The organism is Escherichia sp. KTE52 (genome assembly GCF_000408325.1).
Classification (GTDB): domain Bacteria; phylum Pseudomonadota; class Gammaproteobacteria; order Enterobacterales; family Enterobacteriaceae; genus Escherichia; species Escherichia marmotae.
Genome location: NZ_KE138677.1, coordinates 995,321 through 1,011,190 on the forward strand (window position 1 = coordinate 995,321; position 15,870 = coordinate 1,011,190).

Genomic DNA, 15,870 nt, shown 5'->3' on the forward strand with positions numbered 1-15,870 from the left:
TATCGTCAACGCCTGATAAGCGGTTGAACTTTATTATCAATAGCTTCCCTCGCTCGGAAGATACGTGAACGCACCGTACCCACCGGACAATCCATGATAGCGGCTATCTCTTCATAGCTCAGGCCATCCAGCTCCCGCAAGGTTATTGCCATGCGTAAATCTTCCGGGAGGGACTCAATAGTTCGGAAAACTATCTGTCTCAGTTCTTCTGACAACATTAAGTTCTCAGGGTTCGAAATTTCTTTCAGCGCGCCGCCACTTTCGAAGTTTTCTGCTTCAATGGCATCCACATCGCTGGAAGGTGGACGACGCCCCTGAGCAACCAGGTAATTTTTTGCCGTATTAACAGCAATCCGATACAGCCATGTATAAAAAGCACTATCTCCCCGGAACGAATCCAGCGCACGATAGGCTTTAATAAAAGCTTCTTGTACCACATCGGGAACATCACCCGACGGCACATAGCGGGAAACCAGACTCGCCACTTTATGCTGATAGCGCACTACCAGTAAGTTAAAAGCTTTCTGATCTCCCTTCTGGACCCGTTCAACCAGGACCTGGTCCGTTAACTGCTCGCTCATCCGAGGTAAAGTCTCCCCAAACCAAATTTCCACGCGCTGTCGAAACGCCACTCCATTAGCTGCAATTTGAGCAAGCAAAAGATTAGAGTGTCTCGTTTTTGTAAAGTTCCGTAACGCATCTGTTTTTGTTTGTCATGCTGTAGACGGATCATTATCTATCATTATAAGTCTACAGAATCTGAATAACGCATTATCTGTGCAGAAATGCCCATTTAACTGCCTGAAGAGTAACCCAACGGCCTTTTTATTTCACCACCTAATCCTCCGTCGACGAGCAACTTCCCTTTTTTCCGCCTCCCAGAAACAATATGTTTAGCCATTGTAACAAACATTAAAATAGCAGGTGTTTAATTGTACAACGTGATGCTATGCTGACCGGACTGTGTTTAGTAAATTAAACAACAAAAATGAATACTTTCCCTGAATATTCTTGTGATGTGTTGATTATCGGTAGTGGCGCTGCCGGGCTTTCACTGGCACTACGTCTGGCAGATAAGCATCATGTCATCGTTCTTAGCAAAGGCTCTGTTACTGAAGGCTCGACGTTTTACGCCCAGGGCGGAATTGCTGCCGTGTTTGATGAAACTGACAGTATCGATTCACATGTGGAAGATACGTTGGTTGCCGGTGCCGGAATTTGCGATAGCCATGCGGTTAAGTTTGTTGCCAGCAATGCGCGTTCCTGTGTGCAATGGTTGATCGATCAAGGGGTATTGTTTGATACCCAGGTGCAACCAAATGGGGAAGAAAGTTACCATCTGACCCGTGAAGGCGGTCATAGCCACCGCCGTATTCTTCATGCCGCCGACGCCACTGGTAAAGAAGTAGAAACTACGCTGGTGAGCAAGGCGCAGAGTCATCCGAATATTCGTGTACTGGAACGCAGCAACGCAGTCGATCTGATTATTTCCGACAAAATTGGTCTGCCGGGGACGCGACGAGTGGTCGGAGCATGGGTGTGGAATCGCAATAAAGAAGCGGTAGAAACCTGTCATGCGAAAGCTGTGGTGCTGGCAACTGGCGGCGCATCGAAGGTTTATCAGTACACCACCAATCCGGATATTTCCTCTGGTGATGGTATTGCCATGGCCTGGCGCGCCGGTTGCCGGGTTGCTAATCTCGAATTTAATCAGTTCCACCCAACGGCGCTGTATCATCCACAGGCGCGGAACTTCCTGTTAACGGAAGCTTTACGTGGCGAAGGCGCTTATTTGAAGCGCCCGGACGGCACACGCTTTATGCCCGATTTTGATGAGCGTGGTGAACTGGCTCCGCGCGATATTGTTGCCCGCGCTATTGACTATGAAATGAAACGCCTCGGCGCGGATTGTATGTTCCTGGATATTAGTCATAAGCCTGCGGATTTTATTTGTCAGCATTTCCCGATGATTTATGAAAAGTTGCTGGGTCTGGGTATTGATCTCACTAAAGAGCCTGTGCCGATAGTACCTGCTGCGCACTATACTTGCGGCGGTGTAATGGTGGATGACTATGGGCGTACTGATGTTGATGGGCTGTATGCGATTGGCGAAGTGAGCTACACAGGATTACATGGCGCTAACCGAATGGCCTCTAACTCATTGCTGGAATGTCTGGTCTACGGCTGGTCGGCGGCGGAAGACATTGAAAGACGGATGCCTTATGCACGTGGCGTCAACCGCTTGCCGTCATGGGATGAAAGCCGCGTTGAGGATCCTGACGAGCTGGTGGTGCTCCAACATAACTGGCATGAGCTGCGTCTGTTTATGTGGGATTACGTCGGTATTGTGCGCACAACAAAGCGCCTGGAGCGTGCCCTGCGACGGATCAATATGTTGCAGCAGGAAATAGACGAATATTATGCCCACTTTCGGGTGTCGAATAATTTACTGGAACTGCGTAATCTGGTGCAGGTTGCCGAGTTAATTGTTCGCTGCGCGATGATGCGCAAGGAGAGTCGGGGCTTGCATTACACGCTGGACTACCCGGAGTTGCTCACGCATTCCGGTCCGTCGATTCTCTCGCCTGGCCATCATTACATAAACAAATAAAAAGCCTGGGTCAGCGCCGTATACGCTTCAGAATAGTTCTGGTCTGGCCCACGAATCACTAACCGATCGCTAAAGTATTCCCCCGCCAGTGGGGAGAATGCCAGTAGCACCCGATGCGGTAATCGAGCCTCGTTTTCCGCCACGTCCGTCCGTAAACGTAAATGCCATCCCATGCTTAATGCCAGTTCAGTAAAACCATTACCAATCTGCTCCGGCAGCACCACGCAGAAAAATCCCTCTTCGGTAATGCATTCTGCCGCACAAGTAAGCAACGTCTGGTGATCCAACGTAGTGGTATAGCGCGCCTGTTCCCGTTGCGGCGTCGCGCACTCAACCCCCTGCTGATAATACGGCGGGTTACTGATAATTAAGTCAAAACGCGCGGCCTGCTGGGTTATCCACTGCTGAATATCCGCCGTATGGATATTAATCCGCTCTGCCCACGGGGACTGCGCGATATTTTCCTGCGCCTGAGCCGCTGCCTCACTTTCCAGTTCAACTGCATCAATCATCACGCTGTCATCAGTTCGTTGCGCCAGCATTAGCGCCAGTAGCCCGCTACCACTGCCGATATCAAGGCAGCGTTTTACCCCTGCCACAGGAGCCCATGCGCCCAGTAAAATTCCATCCGTTCCCACTTTCATCGCACAGCGATCGTGCGCGACAAAAAACTGTTTAAAAGTAAATCCATTACGACGAAGCACGGATGTAGACTGTGACATGAAAATAAAACCTTGCTGTAAAAACGGCGATAGCACCGGGTAAGAACAATACCTGAGAAGCGATATCCATACAAACAGATGAAGATTGCAGCCGTAACGTCTATAATCAGCGCCCCACACAGAGGTAGAACATGACTGTAACGACTTTTTCCGAACTTGAACTCGACGAAAGCCTGCTGGAAGCCCTCCAGGATAAAGGTTTCACTCGCCCGACCGCCATTCAGGCTGCCGCCATTCCGCCTGCGCTCGATGGCCGTGATGTACTCGGTTCTGCGCCGACAGGCACCGGTAAAACGGCGGCGTATCTGCTGCCAGCGTTGCAGCACCTGCTCGATTTCCCGCGTAAGAAATCCGGTCCACCGCGTATTTTGATCCTCACCCCAACTCGCGAACTGGCGATGCAGGTGGCCGATCATGCCCGTGAACTGGCGAAACATACACATCTGGATATTGCCACCATCACCGGCGGCGTGGCCTATATGAACCACGCGGAAGTGTTCAGCGAAAACCAGGACATCGTGGTCGCCACGACCGGACGTCTGCTGCAATACATAAAAGAAGAGAACTTCGATTGCCGCGCGGTTGAAACACTGATCCTTGACGAAGCAGACCGTATGCTGGATATGGGCTTCGCCCAGGATATCGAACATATTGCTGGCGAAACTCGCTGGCGTAAGCAAACCCTGCTCTTCTCAGCTACGCTGGAAGGCGATGCCATTCAGGATTTTGCCGAACGTCTGCTGGAGGATCCGGTGGAAGTTTCTGCTAATCCATCCACCCGTGAGCGCAAAAAGATTCATCAGTGGTATTACCGTGCCGATGACCTTGAGCATAAAACTGCGTTGCTGGTACATCTGTTAAAACAGCCGGAAGCGACTCGCTCAATCGTATTTGTGCGCAAGCGTGAGCGTGTGCATGAACTGGCAAACTGGTTGCGCGAAGCAGGCATCAACAACTGCTATCTCGAAGGTGAGATGGTACAAGGCAAGCGTAATGAAGCAATTAAGCGTCTGACTGAAGGTCGCGTAAACGTGCTGGTTGCCACCGACGTTGCCGCACGTGGTATCGACATTCCGGATGTCAGCCACGTCTTTAACTTCGATATGCCGCGCAGTGGCGATACCTATTTGCACCGAATCGGGCGTACCGCTCGCGCCGGTCGTAAAGGGATCGCGATTTCACTGGTTGAAGCCCATGACCATCTGCTGCTGGGCAAAGTTAGTCGTTATATTGAAGAGCCGATTAAAGCTCGCGTTATTGATGAGTTACGCCCGAAAACGCGTGCGCCAAGCGAGAAACAGACGGGTAAACCATCGAAGAAAGTCCTGGCAAAACGCGCCGAGAAGAAAAAGGCTAAAGAGAAAGAGAAGCCACGGGTGAAAAAACGCCACCGCGATACCAAAAATATTGGTAAGCGCCGCAAACCAAGCGGAACAGGCGTGCCGCCGCAAACGACAGAAGAGTAAAAATAATGCCGGGTTTTATCCCGGCATTATTTTTGTCTATAGATAACCACCAGCCTGACTGATGGTTATCTATATAGACAAAAAGCGGAAGAGGTCACCCTCTTCCGCTTCTGTAATATCTTGCTACTTAAGCCTTACAGGCTTTCAGTAAAGGTACGAGCGATAACGTCGCGCTGCTGTTCCGGAGTCAGAGAGTTGAAGCGAACTGCATAACCGGATACACGGATAGTCAACTGCGGATATTTTTCCGGATGCTTAACAGCATCTTCCAGAGTTTCGCGACGCAGAACGTTTACGTTCAGGTGCTGACCACCTTCCACGCGAACTTCTGGTTTAACTTCTACTGGAACTTCACGGTATTCAATATCACCCAGTTTGCTTACTGCAACCACTTCGTCTTCTGCAAAACCTGCTTTCGCAACGATGCAACGCGCTTCGCCTTTTTCGCTGTCCAGCAGCCAGAAAGAGTTCAGCAGATCGTCATTAGCGGCTTTAGTAATCTGGATACCTGTAATCATGTGATGCCTCCCCGGCAAAATTATTTGATTTGTCAGCCTGTCGCGGCCAATTGGTAAAACCATTGTTGCTTGAGTGTATATATACTCCTCAAACACCCTTGATTCTTTGATTTAAATCAATAAAAACCACACACTAAACGTGGTCGCAAATAGATTTTATTGTTTTACATCAACTTATGCGGGTGTGAAATTTTACCAATTTACATTTTTTTGCGCTCGATTATGTCTAAAAAATGAGCTTGATTTTGTTCTGTAGAAAGAAGCAGTTAAGCTAGGTGGATTGAAGATCCGCAGGAGAGCGAGATGGCTAACGAATTAACCTGGCATGACGTGCTGGCTGAAGAGAAGCAGCAACCCTATTTTCTTAATACCCTTCAGACCGTCGCCAGTGAGCGGCAGTCTGGCATCACTATCTATCCGCCACAAAAAGATGTCTTTAATGCCTTCCGTTTTACTGAGTTGGGCGATGTCAAAGTTGTGATTCTCGGCCAGGATCCTTACCACGGACCTGGACAGGCACATGGTCTGGCATTTTCTGTTCGTCCCGGTATTGCGACACCGCCGTCACTGCTGAATATGTATAAAGAGCTGGAAAATACCATCCCAGGCTTTACCCGCCCGACGCATGGTTACCTGGAAAGCTGGGCGCGCCAGGGCGTGCTGCTGCTCAATACCGTATTGACTGTACGTGCAGGTCAGGCGCATTCCCACGCCAGCCTCGGCTGGGAGACGTTCACCGATAAAGTCATCAGCCTGATTAATCAGCATCGCGAAGGCGTGGTGTTTTTACTGTGGGGGTCGCATGCGCAAAAGAAAGGGGCAATTATAGATAAGCAACGCCATCACGTACTGAAAGCACCGCATCCGTCGCCGTTATCGGCCCATCGTGGATTCTTTGGCTGTAACCATTTTGTACTGGCAAATCAGTGGCTGGAACAACGTGGCGAGAAGCCGATTAACTGGATACCTGTATTACCGGCAGAGAGCGAGTAAATTTGCGGGAAAATGCCGGATGGCAGAACTGCCATCCGGCTGATTTATCAGGCTTTATTCTGACGCCACCATTCACCAAGCAGAACACCCGTTGCGACAGAGATATTCAGACCAGCAACATTGCCAGTACCGTCAATCTTCACTCGCAGATCGTTTGGATCACGCGCAGCATCTGGTAACCCTTCATATTCCTGCCCCAAAACCAACACCATTTTCGCTGGCAAACTGGTTTTGAACAGTGGTTGGCCCTGTTCGCTGGAAGTGGTCACCACGGTGTAACCCGCCTGACGGAAATCATCCAGCACATTGACAATGTTGTCGCCAGTAATCGGTTGCACATGCTCTGCGCCACCTTCTGCGGTACGGATAGCCGCACCCGATTCCAGCAACGCCGCATCCTGCACAACAACACCTTTCACGCCGAAGTGCGCACAGCTACGCATCATCCCGCCCAGATTATGTGGGTTAGATTCATTTTCCAACGCCAGTACGCAATCCTGTGCACCTGCCTGGCTTACCCACTGCTGCACGGTTGTGCCGTTGCGCTTTTTGATCAGGAAGCAAACGCCGCCGTGATGTTCCGTGCCTGACGCTTTTGCCAGCTCGGCTTCATCTACCACGTGGTACGCTTTGCGGTTTGCCGCCATCCAGCGCAATGCTTCTTTAAAACGCGGCGTTACACTCTGGATAAACCAGGCGCGAACAATCGCTTCCGGACGGCTCTGGAACAGTGCCTGACATGCGTTTTCGCCGTAGACGCGGGTTTCTTCCGCACGCTGACGACGCAACACTTCCGGATCAATAAAACTTTTACCACTGATGCCACCGTGATCGGCCTTTTCCGGTGCCTCATCACCCGGCGCGCGGGAAACAGTTCGCCACGGCGACTCTTCCCACTTGCGGTCACGGGGCTGACTCTGTTTGTCATCGCGGGCGGGGCGACGGCCACCGTCGGCACGAGATTTTCCTGGACGCCCGCCCCCTTTCCCGGTTCGCGGGTTGTGGGTTCGTTTATCAGAATCATCATCACTGCGGACATACATCACTTTGACCTTGCCGCTTTTGCTTTTCATTTCATCGTTCATGCTTTTCTCCACCAGCGCTGCGCGAAGCGCGCAGATTACCCGAAGTGCGCGCGGTTCGCCATGATTTCGTTCCAAAGCCTGCGACTATCATACCCATTGAATAAAACAGATTGTTGTCTGGAACAATGCCCTCGATAATATGTAACATATTAGAAACATACCGGCGTCGTTGCCGATAAGTCTCCTTACTCATCCCGAGGTTAGTTATGAATACCGTTTGTACCCATTGTCAGGCCATCAACCGCATTCCCGACGAACGGATTGACGATGCGGCAAAATGCGGACGCTGCGGTCACGACCTGTTTGACGGAGAGGTGATTAATGCGACCGGTGAAACACTCGACAAATTGCTGAAAGACGATCTGCCTGTGGTGATCGACTTCTGGGCACCGTGGTGCGGCCCTTGCCGTAACTTCGCACCGATTTTTGAAGATGTTGCACAAGAGCGTAGCGGTAAAGTGCGTTTTGTAAAAGTGAATACCGAAGCTGAACGTGAATTAAGCAGTCGCTTTGGTATTCGCAGTATTCCGACGATCATGATTTTCAAAAATGGTCAGGTTGTCGACATGCTTAACGGCGCAGTGCCGAAAGCACCGTTTGATAGCTGGCTGAACGAATCTCTTTAATCTTATCGGGGCGCATCTTGTGCCCCGTTTTCTCCTCTGCGACAATGGCATTTTTTCGACGCTCTCTTATGACCGAAAACGCTGTTCTCCAGTTACGCGCCGAGCGTATTGCGCGCGCAACACGTCCTTTTCTTGCCCGTGGTAATCGCGTTCGTCGTTGCCAACGCTGCCTTTTGCCAGAGAAATTATGCCTCTGTTCAACCATCACCCCAACGGAAGCAAAAAGCCGCTTTTGTTTGCTGATGTTTGACACCGAGCCAATGAAACCCAGCAATACTGGACGTTTGATTGCCGATATCTTGCCAGATACCGTCGCGTTTCAATGGTCACGTACCGAACCATCGCAAGAACTGCTGGATCTGGTGCAAAACCCGTATTATCAGCCAATGGTGGTTTTTCCTGCCTCGTATGCGGATGAGCAACGAGAAGTGATCTTTACGCCTCCTCCTGGTAAGCCACCGCTATTTATCATGCTCGATGGCACCTGGCCGGAAGCGCGGAAGATGTTTCGTAAAAGTCCGTATCTGGATAATCTTCCCGTCATTTCCGTCGATCTTTCGCGTTTGTCTGCCTATCGCCTGCGTGAAGCCCAGAGTGAAGGCCAATATTGCACCGCTGAGGTAGCCATCGCACTTTTAGATATGGCGGGTGACACCAAAGCCGCAACGGGCTTAGGCGAGCATTTCACTCGCTTTAAAACGCGCTATCTGGCAGGAAAAACGCAACATCTGGGTAGTATCACAGCAGAACAGTTAGAAATCGTTTAAAATCATTCGGTCACTTCTGCGGGAGACCGGTATGAGTCAGCGAGGACTGGAAGCACTACTGCGACCAAAATCGATTGCGGTAATTGGCGCGTCGATGAAACCCAATCGCGCAGGTTACCTGATGATGCGTAACCTGCTGGCTGGAGGCTTTAACGGACCGGTGCTGCCGGTGACGCCAGCCTGGAAGGCGGTACAGGGCGTGCTGGCATGGCCAGACATCGCCAGTTTGCCTTTTACTCCTGACCTCGCAGTGCTATGTACTAATGCCAGCCGCAATCTTGCTCTTCTGGAAGAGCTTGGAGAGAAAGGCTGTAAAACCTGCATTATTCTTTCTTCACCGACATCACAACACGAAGACCTACGCGCCTGCGCTCTGCGCCATAACATGCGCCTGCTTGGACCAAACAGTCTGGGATTACTCGCTCCCTGGCAAGGGCTGAATGCCAGCTTTTCGCCAGTGCCAATTAAGCGCGGCAAGCTGGCGTTTATTTCACAATCGGCTGCTGTCTCCAACACCATCCTCGACTGGGCGCAACAGCGTGAAATGGGGTTTTCATACTTTATTGCGCTCGGTGACAGCCTGGATATCGACGTTGATGAATTGCTCGACTACCTGGCACGCGACAGCAAAACCAGCGCCATCTTGCTCTATCTCGAACAATTAAGCGACGCACGACGCTTTGTGTCGGCTGCCCGTAGTGCCTCGCGAAATAAGCCGATTCTGGTGATTAAAAGCGGACGTAGTCCGGCGGCGCAAAGATTGCTGAACACCACAGCGGGTATGGATCCGGCGTGGGATGCAGCTATTCAGCGTGCCGGTTTGTTGCGAGTGCAGGACACCCACGAACTGTTTTCGGCGGTGGAAACCCTTAGCCACATGCGTCCGTTGCGTGGCGACCGGCTGATGATTATCAGCAACGGTGCTGCTCCTGCCGCACTGGCGCTGGATGCCTTATGGTCGCGCAATGGTAAACTGGCAACGTTAAGTGAAGAGGCCTGCCAGAAACTACGCGATGCCCTGCCAGAACATGTAGCAATCTCTAACCCGCTTGATCTACGCGATGACGCCAGCAGCGAGCACTATGTCAAAACGCTGGATATTCTGCTCCACAGCCAGGATTTTGATGCGCTGATGGTTATCCATTCCCCCAGCGCCGCTGCGCCTGCCACAGAAAGCGCACAGGCATTAATTGAAGCAGTAAAACATCATCCTCGCAGCAAGTATGTCTCTCTGCTGACTAACTGGTGCGGCGAACACTCCTCGCAAGAGGCGCGACGTTTATTCAGTGAAGCCGGGCTTCCGACCTATCGCACACCGGAAGGAACTATCACCGCTTTTATGCATATGGTTGAGTACCGTCGAAACCAGAAGCAGTTACGCGAAACACCGGCGTTACCCAGCAATCTGACCTCCAATACCGCAGAAGCGCATATTCTGCTACAGCAGGCCATTGCCGAAGGAGCGACATCGCTCGATACCCATGAGGTTCAGCCAATCCTGCAAGCATATGGCATGAACACGCTTCCCACCTGGATTGCCACTGACAGCACCGAAGCTGTGCATATTGCAGAACAGATTGGTTATCCGGTGGCGCTGAAATTGCGCTCGCCGGATATTCCGCATAAATCGGAAGTTCAGGGCGTGATGCTCTATTTACGTACGGCTAATGAAGTCCAGCAAGCCGCGAACGCTATTTTCGATCGGGTAAAAATGGCCTGGCCGCAGGCACGGATCCACGGCCTGTTGGTGCAAAGTATGGCTAATCGTGCTGGCGCTCAGGAGCTGCGTGTAGTCGTGGAACACGATCCGGTTTTTGGGCCGTTGATCATGCTTGGTGAAGGCGGTGTGGAGTGGCGTCCTGAAGATCAAGCTGTCGTGGCGCTGCCACCGCTGAACATGAATCTGGCTCGCTATCTGGTCATTCAGGGAATCAAAAGTAAAAAAATTCGTGCACGCAGCGCACTGCGTCCACTCGACATCGCGGGCTTAAGCCAGTTACTGGTGCAGGTTTCCAACCTGATTGTCGATTGCCCAGAAATTCAGCGGCTGGATATTCACCCTTTACTGGCTTCCGGCAGTGAATTTACCGCGCTGGATGTCACGGTGGATATTGCACCGTTCGAAGGCAATAACGAAAGTCGCCTTGCTGTGCGCCCGTACCCACATCAGTTAGAAGAGTGGGTAGAATTAAAAAACGGCGAACGTTGCTTGTTCCGCCCGATCTTGCCGGAAGATGAGCCACAACTTCAGCAATTCATTTCGCGAGTCACCAAAGAAGATCTTTATTACCGTTACTTTAGCGAGATCAACGAATTCACCCATGAAGATTTAGCTAACATGACGCAGATCGACTACGATCGGGAAATGGCGTTTGTGGCTGTACGGCGTATTGATCAAAAAGAAGAGATCCTTGGCGTCACTCGGGCGATCTCCGATCCTGATAACATTGATGCCGAATTTGCCGTACTGGTGCGCTCGGATCTCAAAGGGTTAGGCTTAGGTCGACGCTTAATGGAAAAGTTGATTACCTATACGCGAGATCACGGACTGCAACGTCTGAATGGTATTACGATGCCAAACAATCGTGGCATGGTGGCGCTGGCCCGCAAGCTCGGGTTTAACGTCGATATCCAGCTCGAAGAGGGGATCGTTGGGCTGACGCTAAATCTTGCCCAGCGCGAGGAATCATGAGTAAGGTACTGGAAATGTTGACCACTTAATCGGGACTGGTGTTATTATTGCCCGCTTATGTCGTCTGCATTGCACAGAGGACCCTTCAATGAACAGAGAAGAAATGCACTGTGATGTTGTCAAAATTTAAGCGTAATAAACATCAACAACACCTTGCCCAACTACCCAAGATTTCTCAATCAGTTGATGATGTCGATTTTTTTTACGCTCCCGCCGACTTCCGGGAGACACTGCTGGAAAAAATAGCCAGCGCGAAGCAGCGCATTTGCATTGTCGCCCTGTATCTTGAGCAGGATGACGGTGGCAAAGGCATTCTGAGCGCGTTGTATGAGGCTAAACGGCAGCGTCCGGAACTGGATGTGCGGGTGCTGGTCGACTGGCATCGTGCACAACGTGGGCGCATTGGCGCTGCGGCATCTAATACCAATGCTGACTGGTACTGCCGCATGGCGCAGGAAAACCCGGGCGTAGATGTTCCGGTTTATGGCGTTCCGATCAATACCCGTGAAGCCCTGGGCGTTCTGCACTTTAAAGGCTTTATCATCGACGATAGCGTACTTTATAGCGGTGCCAGCCTGAACGATGTTTACCTGCATCAGCATGATAAATACCGCTACGACCGCTATCATCTGATCCGTAACCGTAAAATGTCAGACATTATGTTTGAATGGGTTACACAGAATATTATGAATGGTCGCGGTGTTAACCGTCTGGATGATATTCACCGTCCGAAAAGCCCGGAAATCAAAAACGATATCCGCCTGTTCCGCCAGGAGTTGCGTGATGCTGCTTATCATTTCCAGGGCGATGCCGATAACGATCAACTCTCCGTAACGCCATTAGTGGGTCTGGGAAAATCGAGTCTGTTGAACAAGACTATTTTCCATCTTATGCCGTGTGCCGAGCAAAAACTGACCATCTGCACACCATACTTCAACCTACCGGCCATCCTCGTGCGCAATATCATCCAATTGCTGCGCGAAGGGAAAAAAGTCGAAATTATTGTCGGTGATAAAACCGCAAATGACTTCTACATTCCGGAAGATGAACCTTTCAAGATTATCGGCGCACTGCCGTATCTCTACGAGATTAATCTGCGTCGTTTCCTGAGCCGTTTGCAGTATTACGTCAATACTGACCAGTTAGTGGTCCGGTTATGGAAAGATGACGACAATACCTATCACCTGAAAGGGATGTGGGTTGATGATAAGTGGATGCTGATCACCGGTAATAACCTGAACCCTCGCGCCTGGCGTCTGGATCTGGAAAACGCCATTTTGATCCACGATCCGCAACTGGAGCTTGCGCCGCAGCGTGAGAAAGAGTTGGATCTGATCCGCGAGCATACTACCATCGTTAAGCACTACCGCGATCTGCAAAGTATTGCCGATTATCCGGTGAAGGTTCGCAAGCTTATCCGTCGCTTGCGTCGTATCCGTATCGACCGATTAATTAGCCGTATCCTGTAATCTGAACCCCGTCCTGTACGGGGTTTGTTTTTTGGAGGCCACGTTGCGTATTCTTTTTGCCTGTTCGCTATTGTTGCTTTCTGGTTGCAGCCATAGGGCTAACGATGGCTGGAGCGGACAGGATAAAGCGCAACACTTTATCGCCTCGGCAATGCTTTCAGCGGCTGGAAATGAATATGCACAGCATCGGGAGATAAGCCGCGACCGCAGCGCCATGTTCGGGTTGATGTTCTCTGTAAGTCTGGGCGTGTCAAAAGAGCTGTGGGATAGCCGCCCCGAAGGGAGCGGCTGGAGCTGGAAAGATTTTGCCTGGGACGTAGCCGGTGCCACCACCGGTTATACGGTCTGGCAAATGGCTCATCACTAAAGACGCATCCCCTTCCCTTTATGATGTAGCATCAAAGAAACCAGAAACGCGACTACGGCCATCAATGTCACATACCAGAAGAATGCCGTTTCCATTCCTATCGATTTTAGCGACAACGCCACATACTCCGCTGAGCCACCAAATATGGCATTCGCGACCGCATATGACAGACCAACACCTAATGCGCGAACCTGTGCCGGGAACATTTCCGCCTTCAGGATCCCACTAATTGAAGTGTAAAAACTCACAATCAGCAGGGCACACATCACCAAACCAAAAGCCGCATAAGGTGAGGAGACGTTCTGCAATGCCGAAAGAATGGGGACGGTAAAAATAGCGGCCAGAGAGCCGAAACATAACATTGAAGTCCGACGGCCAATCTTATCCGACAATGCTCCAATTATCGGCTGGATGAGCATAAATACAAACAGCGCCGCCGTCATAATGCCGCTTGCTACGTTGGCGTGCATACCCGCAGTATTCACCAGATACTTCTGCATATAGGTGGTGAAGGTATAGAAACAAAGAGAACCCGCAGCCGTAAAGCCGAGAACCATGATGAATGCACGGCGATTGCGCCATAATCCCTTCATTGAACCCGCTTCTTTTAGAGCTCGCGTTTCTTGTTGCGAAGTTTCATCCAACTGACGACGTAACCATAACGCCACAACGGCTAACACCGCGCCTAATGCAAAGGGAATACGCCACCCCCACTCTCTAAGCGCGATATCTTCCATTGTATGCTGTAAAACCACCACAACCAACAATGCCAGAAGTTGCCCGCCTATCAACGTGACATACTGAAATGAAGCGTAAAACCCTTTGCGTCCTTCTACTGCAACTTCACTCATATAGGTGGCGCTGGTGCCATATTCTCCACCTACAGATAATCCCTGGAATAAACGCGCGAGAAGTAACAACGCCGGAGCCCAGGTGCCAATTGTTTCATAGCCTGGCAAGCAGGCTATGACCAGTGATCCAAAACACATCATACATACCGATAGCAGCATCGATTTCTTACGGCCATGTTTGTCAGCAATACGACCAAATAACCAGCCGCCTATTGGACGCATCAGAAATCCTGCGGCAAAAATACCGGCAGTTTGTAGTAGTTGAGTGGTTGTGTTATCTGAAGGGAAGAAGATGTGGGCGAAATAGAGGGAACAAAATGAGTAGACATAGAAATCGAACCACTCAACCAGGTTACCTGATGAGGCCCCTACAATTGCCCAAATGCGGCGACGAGTATCACTACTTGTCAGTTTGCCGTCTGCCGTTACAGTGTTTTCTGCCATGCCATTATTTCTCCTGCCATAATCCGATGCTTTTGTCGGTTGTTATTTATTTTTTAGTAAGACAAATGTTATACATTTGTTATTTTGCTTGCACAACCATAACTGAGAATTTAGTTAGCAGAAGAATAATTATTGCGGATATTAAGGATGGATTGCAGGTGAGGCGATCGTATGGAAGCGGGCAGGTTGGGGAAACCGTATCCGCTACTGAATCTGGCGTATAGGGGGGAATAATGCGCTGCTGACCCCTACCGTAACCCTGCGCAGGACAGATAAGGCTCGCCAGCATCGCATCCGGCATTTTTTCCGCACCAGCGCAAAAAGGCCATCCTTACGGATGGCCTTTCGCTTTATTTGATGCCTGGCAGTTCCCTACTCTCGCATGGGGAGACCCCACACTACCATCGGCGCTACGGCGTTTCACTTCTGAGTTCGGCATGGGGTCAGGTGGGACCACCGCGCTATCTCCGCCAGGCAAATTCTGTCTATTAACCCGCTTTCGCCGGCTAATCTAATCTGTATCAGGCTGAAAATCTTCTCTCATCCGCCAAAACATCTTCGGCGTTGTAAGGTTAAGCCTCACGGTTCATTAGTACCGGTTAGCTCAACGCATCGCTGCGCTTACACACCCGGCCTATCAACGTCGTCGTCTTCAACGTTCCTTCAGGAGACTTAAAGTCTCAGGGAGAACTCATCTCGGGGCAAGTTTCGTGCTTAGATGCTTTCAGCACTTATCTCTTCCGCATTTAGCTACCGGGCAGTGCCATTGGCATGACAACCCGAACACCAGTGATGCGTCCACTCCGGTCCTCTCGTACTAGGAGCAGCCCCCCTCAGTTCTCCAGCGCCCACGGCAGATAGGGACCGAACTGTCTCACGACGTTCTAAACCCAGCTCGCGTACCACTTTAAATGGCGAACAGCCATACCCTTGGGACCTACTTCAGCCCCAGGATGTGATGAGCCGACATCGAGGTGCCAAACACCGCCGTCGATATGAACTCTTGGGCGGTATCAGCCTGTTATCCCCGGAGTACCTTTTATCCGTTGAGCGATGGCCCTTCCATTCAGAACCACCGGATCACTATGACCTGCTTTCGCACCTGCTCGCGCCGTCACGCTCGCAGTCAAGCTGGCTTATGCCATTGCACTAACCTCCTGATGTCCGACCAGGATTAGCCAACCTTCGTGCTCCTCCGTTACTCTTTAGGAGGAGACCGCCCCAGTCAAACTACCCACCAGACACTGTCCGCAACCCGG

14 protein-coding genes and 2 rRNA genes are annotated in these 15,870 nt (G+C 50.9%); 8 read left to right on the forward strand and 8 right to left on the reverse strand.

What is annotated here, in order from left to right; translation table 11 throughout:
• Nucleotides 1-5: 5 nt before the first annotated feature.
• Both rpoE and rseD read right to left on the reverse strand, forming a co-directional pair.
• Complete coding sequence (gene rpoE, locus A1SC_RS12425; RefSeq protein ID WP_001295364.1) at nt 6-581, reverse strand: RNA polymerase sigma factor RpoE; 576 nt, start codon at nt 579-581, stop codon at nt 6-8.
• Nucleotides 578-733 carry a rpoE leader peptide RseD gene (gene rseD, locus A1SC_RS25050; protein WP_010378892.1) on the reverse strand — a complete coding sequence of 52 codons (156 nt, stop codon included), beginning with the start codon at nt 731-733 and terminating at the stop codon, nt 578-580. The genes rpoE and rseD overlap by 4 nt, the downstream gene beginning before the upstream one ends.
• Before the next feature lie 255 nt (nt 734-988).
• Between rseD and nadB the strand changes: the two genes are divergently transcribed.
• Nucleotides 989-2,611 (forward strand): L-aspartate oxidase, encoded by a 1,623-nt coding sequence (gene nadB / locus A1SC_RS12420; RefSeq protein ID WP_016249088.1) that lies wholly within the window; start codon nt 989-991, stop codon nt 2,609-2,611.
• Here the strand turns inward: nadB and trmN are convergent.
• Nucleotides 2,596-3,333 carry a tRNA(1)(Val) (adenine(37)-N(6))-methyltransferase TrmN gene (gene trmN / locus A1SC_RS12415; protein ID WP_010378883.1) on the reverse strand — a complete coding sequence of 246 codons (738 nt, stop codon included), beginning with the start codon at nt 3,331-3,333 and terminating at the stop codon, nt 2,596-2,598. The two genes, nadB and trmN, sit on opposite strands and share 16 nt — an antisense overlap.
• A 131-nt stretch (nt 3,334-3,464) precedes the next feature.
• On the opposite strand from trmN, the gene srmB reads away from it, so the two are divergent.
• Entirely contained in the window at nt 3,465-4,799 is a 1,335-nt protein-coding gene (srmB, locus tag A1SC_RS12410; protein WP_000219188.1) for an ATP-dependent RNA helicase SrmB, read from the forward strand.
• 134 nt (nt 4,800-4,933) lie between these two features.
• Here the strand turns inward: srmB and grcA are convergent, their stop codons facing one another.
• A complete protein-coding gene (gene grcA, locus A1SC_RS12405; RefSeq protein WP_000627804.1) occupies nt 4,934-5,317 on the reverse strand; it encodes an autonomous glycyl radical cofactor GrcA in 384 nt (127 codons plus the stop codon).
• Between the two features lie 303 nt (nt 5,318-5,620).
• On the opposite strand from grcA, the gene ung reads away from it, so the two are divergent.
• A complete protein-coding gene (gene ung / locus A1SC_RS12400; RefSeq protein ID WP_016249090.1) occupies nt 5,621-6,310 on the forward strand; it encodes a uracil-DNA glycosylase in 690 nt (229 codons plus the stop codon).
• A gap of 47 nt (nt 6,311-6,357) precedes the next feature.
• Here the strand turns inward: ung and A1SC_RS12395 are convergent, their stop codons facing one another.
• Nucleotides 6,358-7,395 carry a tRNA/rRNA methyltransferase gene (locus A1SC_RS12395; protein WP_000997429.1) on the reverse strand — a complete coding sequence of 346 codons (1,038 nt, stop codon included), beginning with the start codon at nt 7,393-7,395 and terminating at the stop codon, nt 6,358-6,360.
• 206 nt (nt 7,396-7,601) lie between these two features.
• Here A1SC_RS12395 and trxC point away from each other — a divergent pair, with 206 nt between their 5' ends.
• From trxC to A1SC_RS12370, 5 genes are all read left to right on the forward strand, one after another.
• On the forward strand, nt 7,602-8,021 hold the full coding sequence (trxC, locus tag A1SC_RS12390) for a thioredoxin TrxC (protein WP_001098736.1): 420 nt from the start codon (nt 7,602-7,604) through the stop codon (nt 8,019-8,021).
• A 68-nt stretch (nt 8,022-8,089) separates the two neighbouring features.
• On the forward strand, nt 8,090-8,788 hold the full coding sequence (gene tapT / locus A1SC_RS12385) for a tRNA-uridine aminocarboxypropyltransferase (RefSeq protein ID WP_001516900.1): 699 nt from the start codon (nt 8,090-8,092) through the stop codon (nt 8,786-8,788).
• Between the two features lie 31 nt (nt 8,789-8,819).
• A complete protein-coding gene (gene patZ, locus A1SC_RS12380; RefSeq protein WP_000083023.1) occupies nt 8,820-11,480 on the forward strand; it encodes a peptidyl-lysine N-acetyltransferase PatZ in 2,661 nt (886 codons plus the stop codon).
• Nucleotides 11,481-11,593: 113 nt separating this feature from the next.
• Nucleotides 11,594-12,949: a CDP-diacylglycerol--serine O-phosphatidyltransferase gene (gene pssA, locus A1SC_RS12375; RefSeq protein WP_016249092.1), complete on the forward strand. Its 1,356-nt coding sequence runs from the start codon at nt 11,594-11,596 to the stop codon at nt 12,947-12,949.
• A gap of 43 nt (nt 12,950-12,992) precedes the next feature.
• Nucleotides 12,993-13,316 (forward strand): YfiM family lipoprotein, encoded by a 324-nt coding sequence (locus A1SC_RS12370; RefSeq protein ID WP_016262268.1) that lies wholly within the window; start codon nt 12,993-12,995, stop codon nt 13,314-13,316.
• On the opposite strand, the gene kgtP is transcribed toward A1SC_RS12370, so the two are convergent.
• The 3 genes from kgtP to A1SC_RS0121655 all read right to left on the reverse strand — a co-directional run.
• The gene (kgtP, locus tag A1SC_RS12365) at nt 13,313-14,611 is read right to left on the reverse strand and encodes an alpha-ketoglutarate permease (RefSeq protein WP_016249093.1); all 1,299 of its coding nucleotides are present in this window, start codon (nt 14,609-14,611) and stop codon (nt 13,313-13,315) included. The genes A1SC_RS12370 and kgtP overlap by 4 nt on opposite strands.
• A gap of 359 nt (nt 14,612-14,970) precedes the next feature.
• Nucleotides 14,971-15,086: ribosomal RNA gene (gene rrf / locus A1SC_RS12360) — 5S ribosomal RNA — on the reverse strand.
• 93 nt (nt 15,087-15,179) lie between these two features.
• Nucleotides 15,180-15,870 (reverse strand): 23S ribosomal RNA (locus A1SC_RS0121655); the annotation flags it as partial.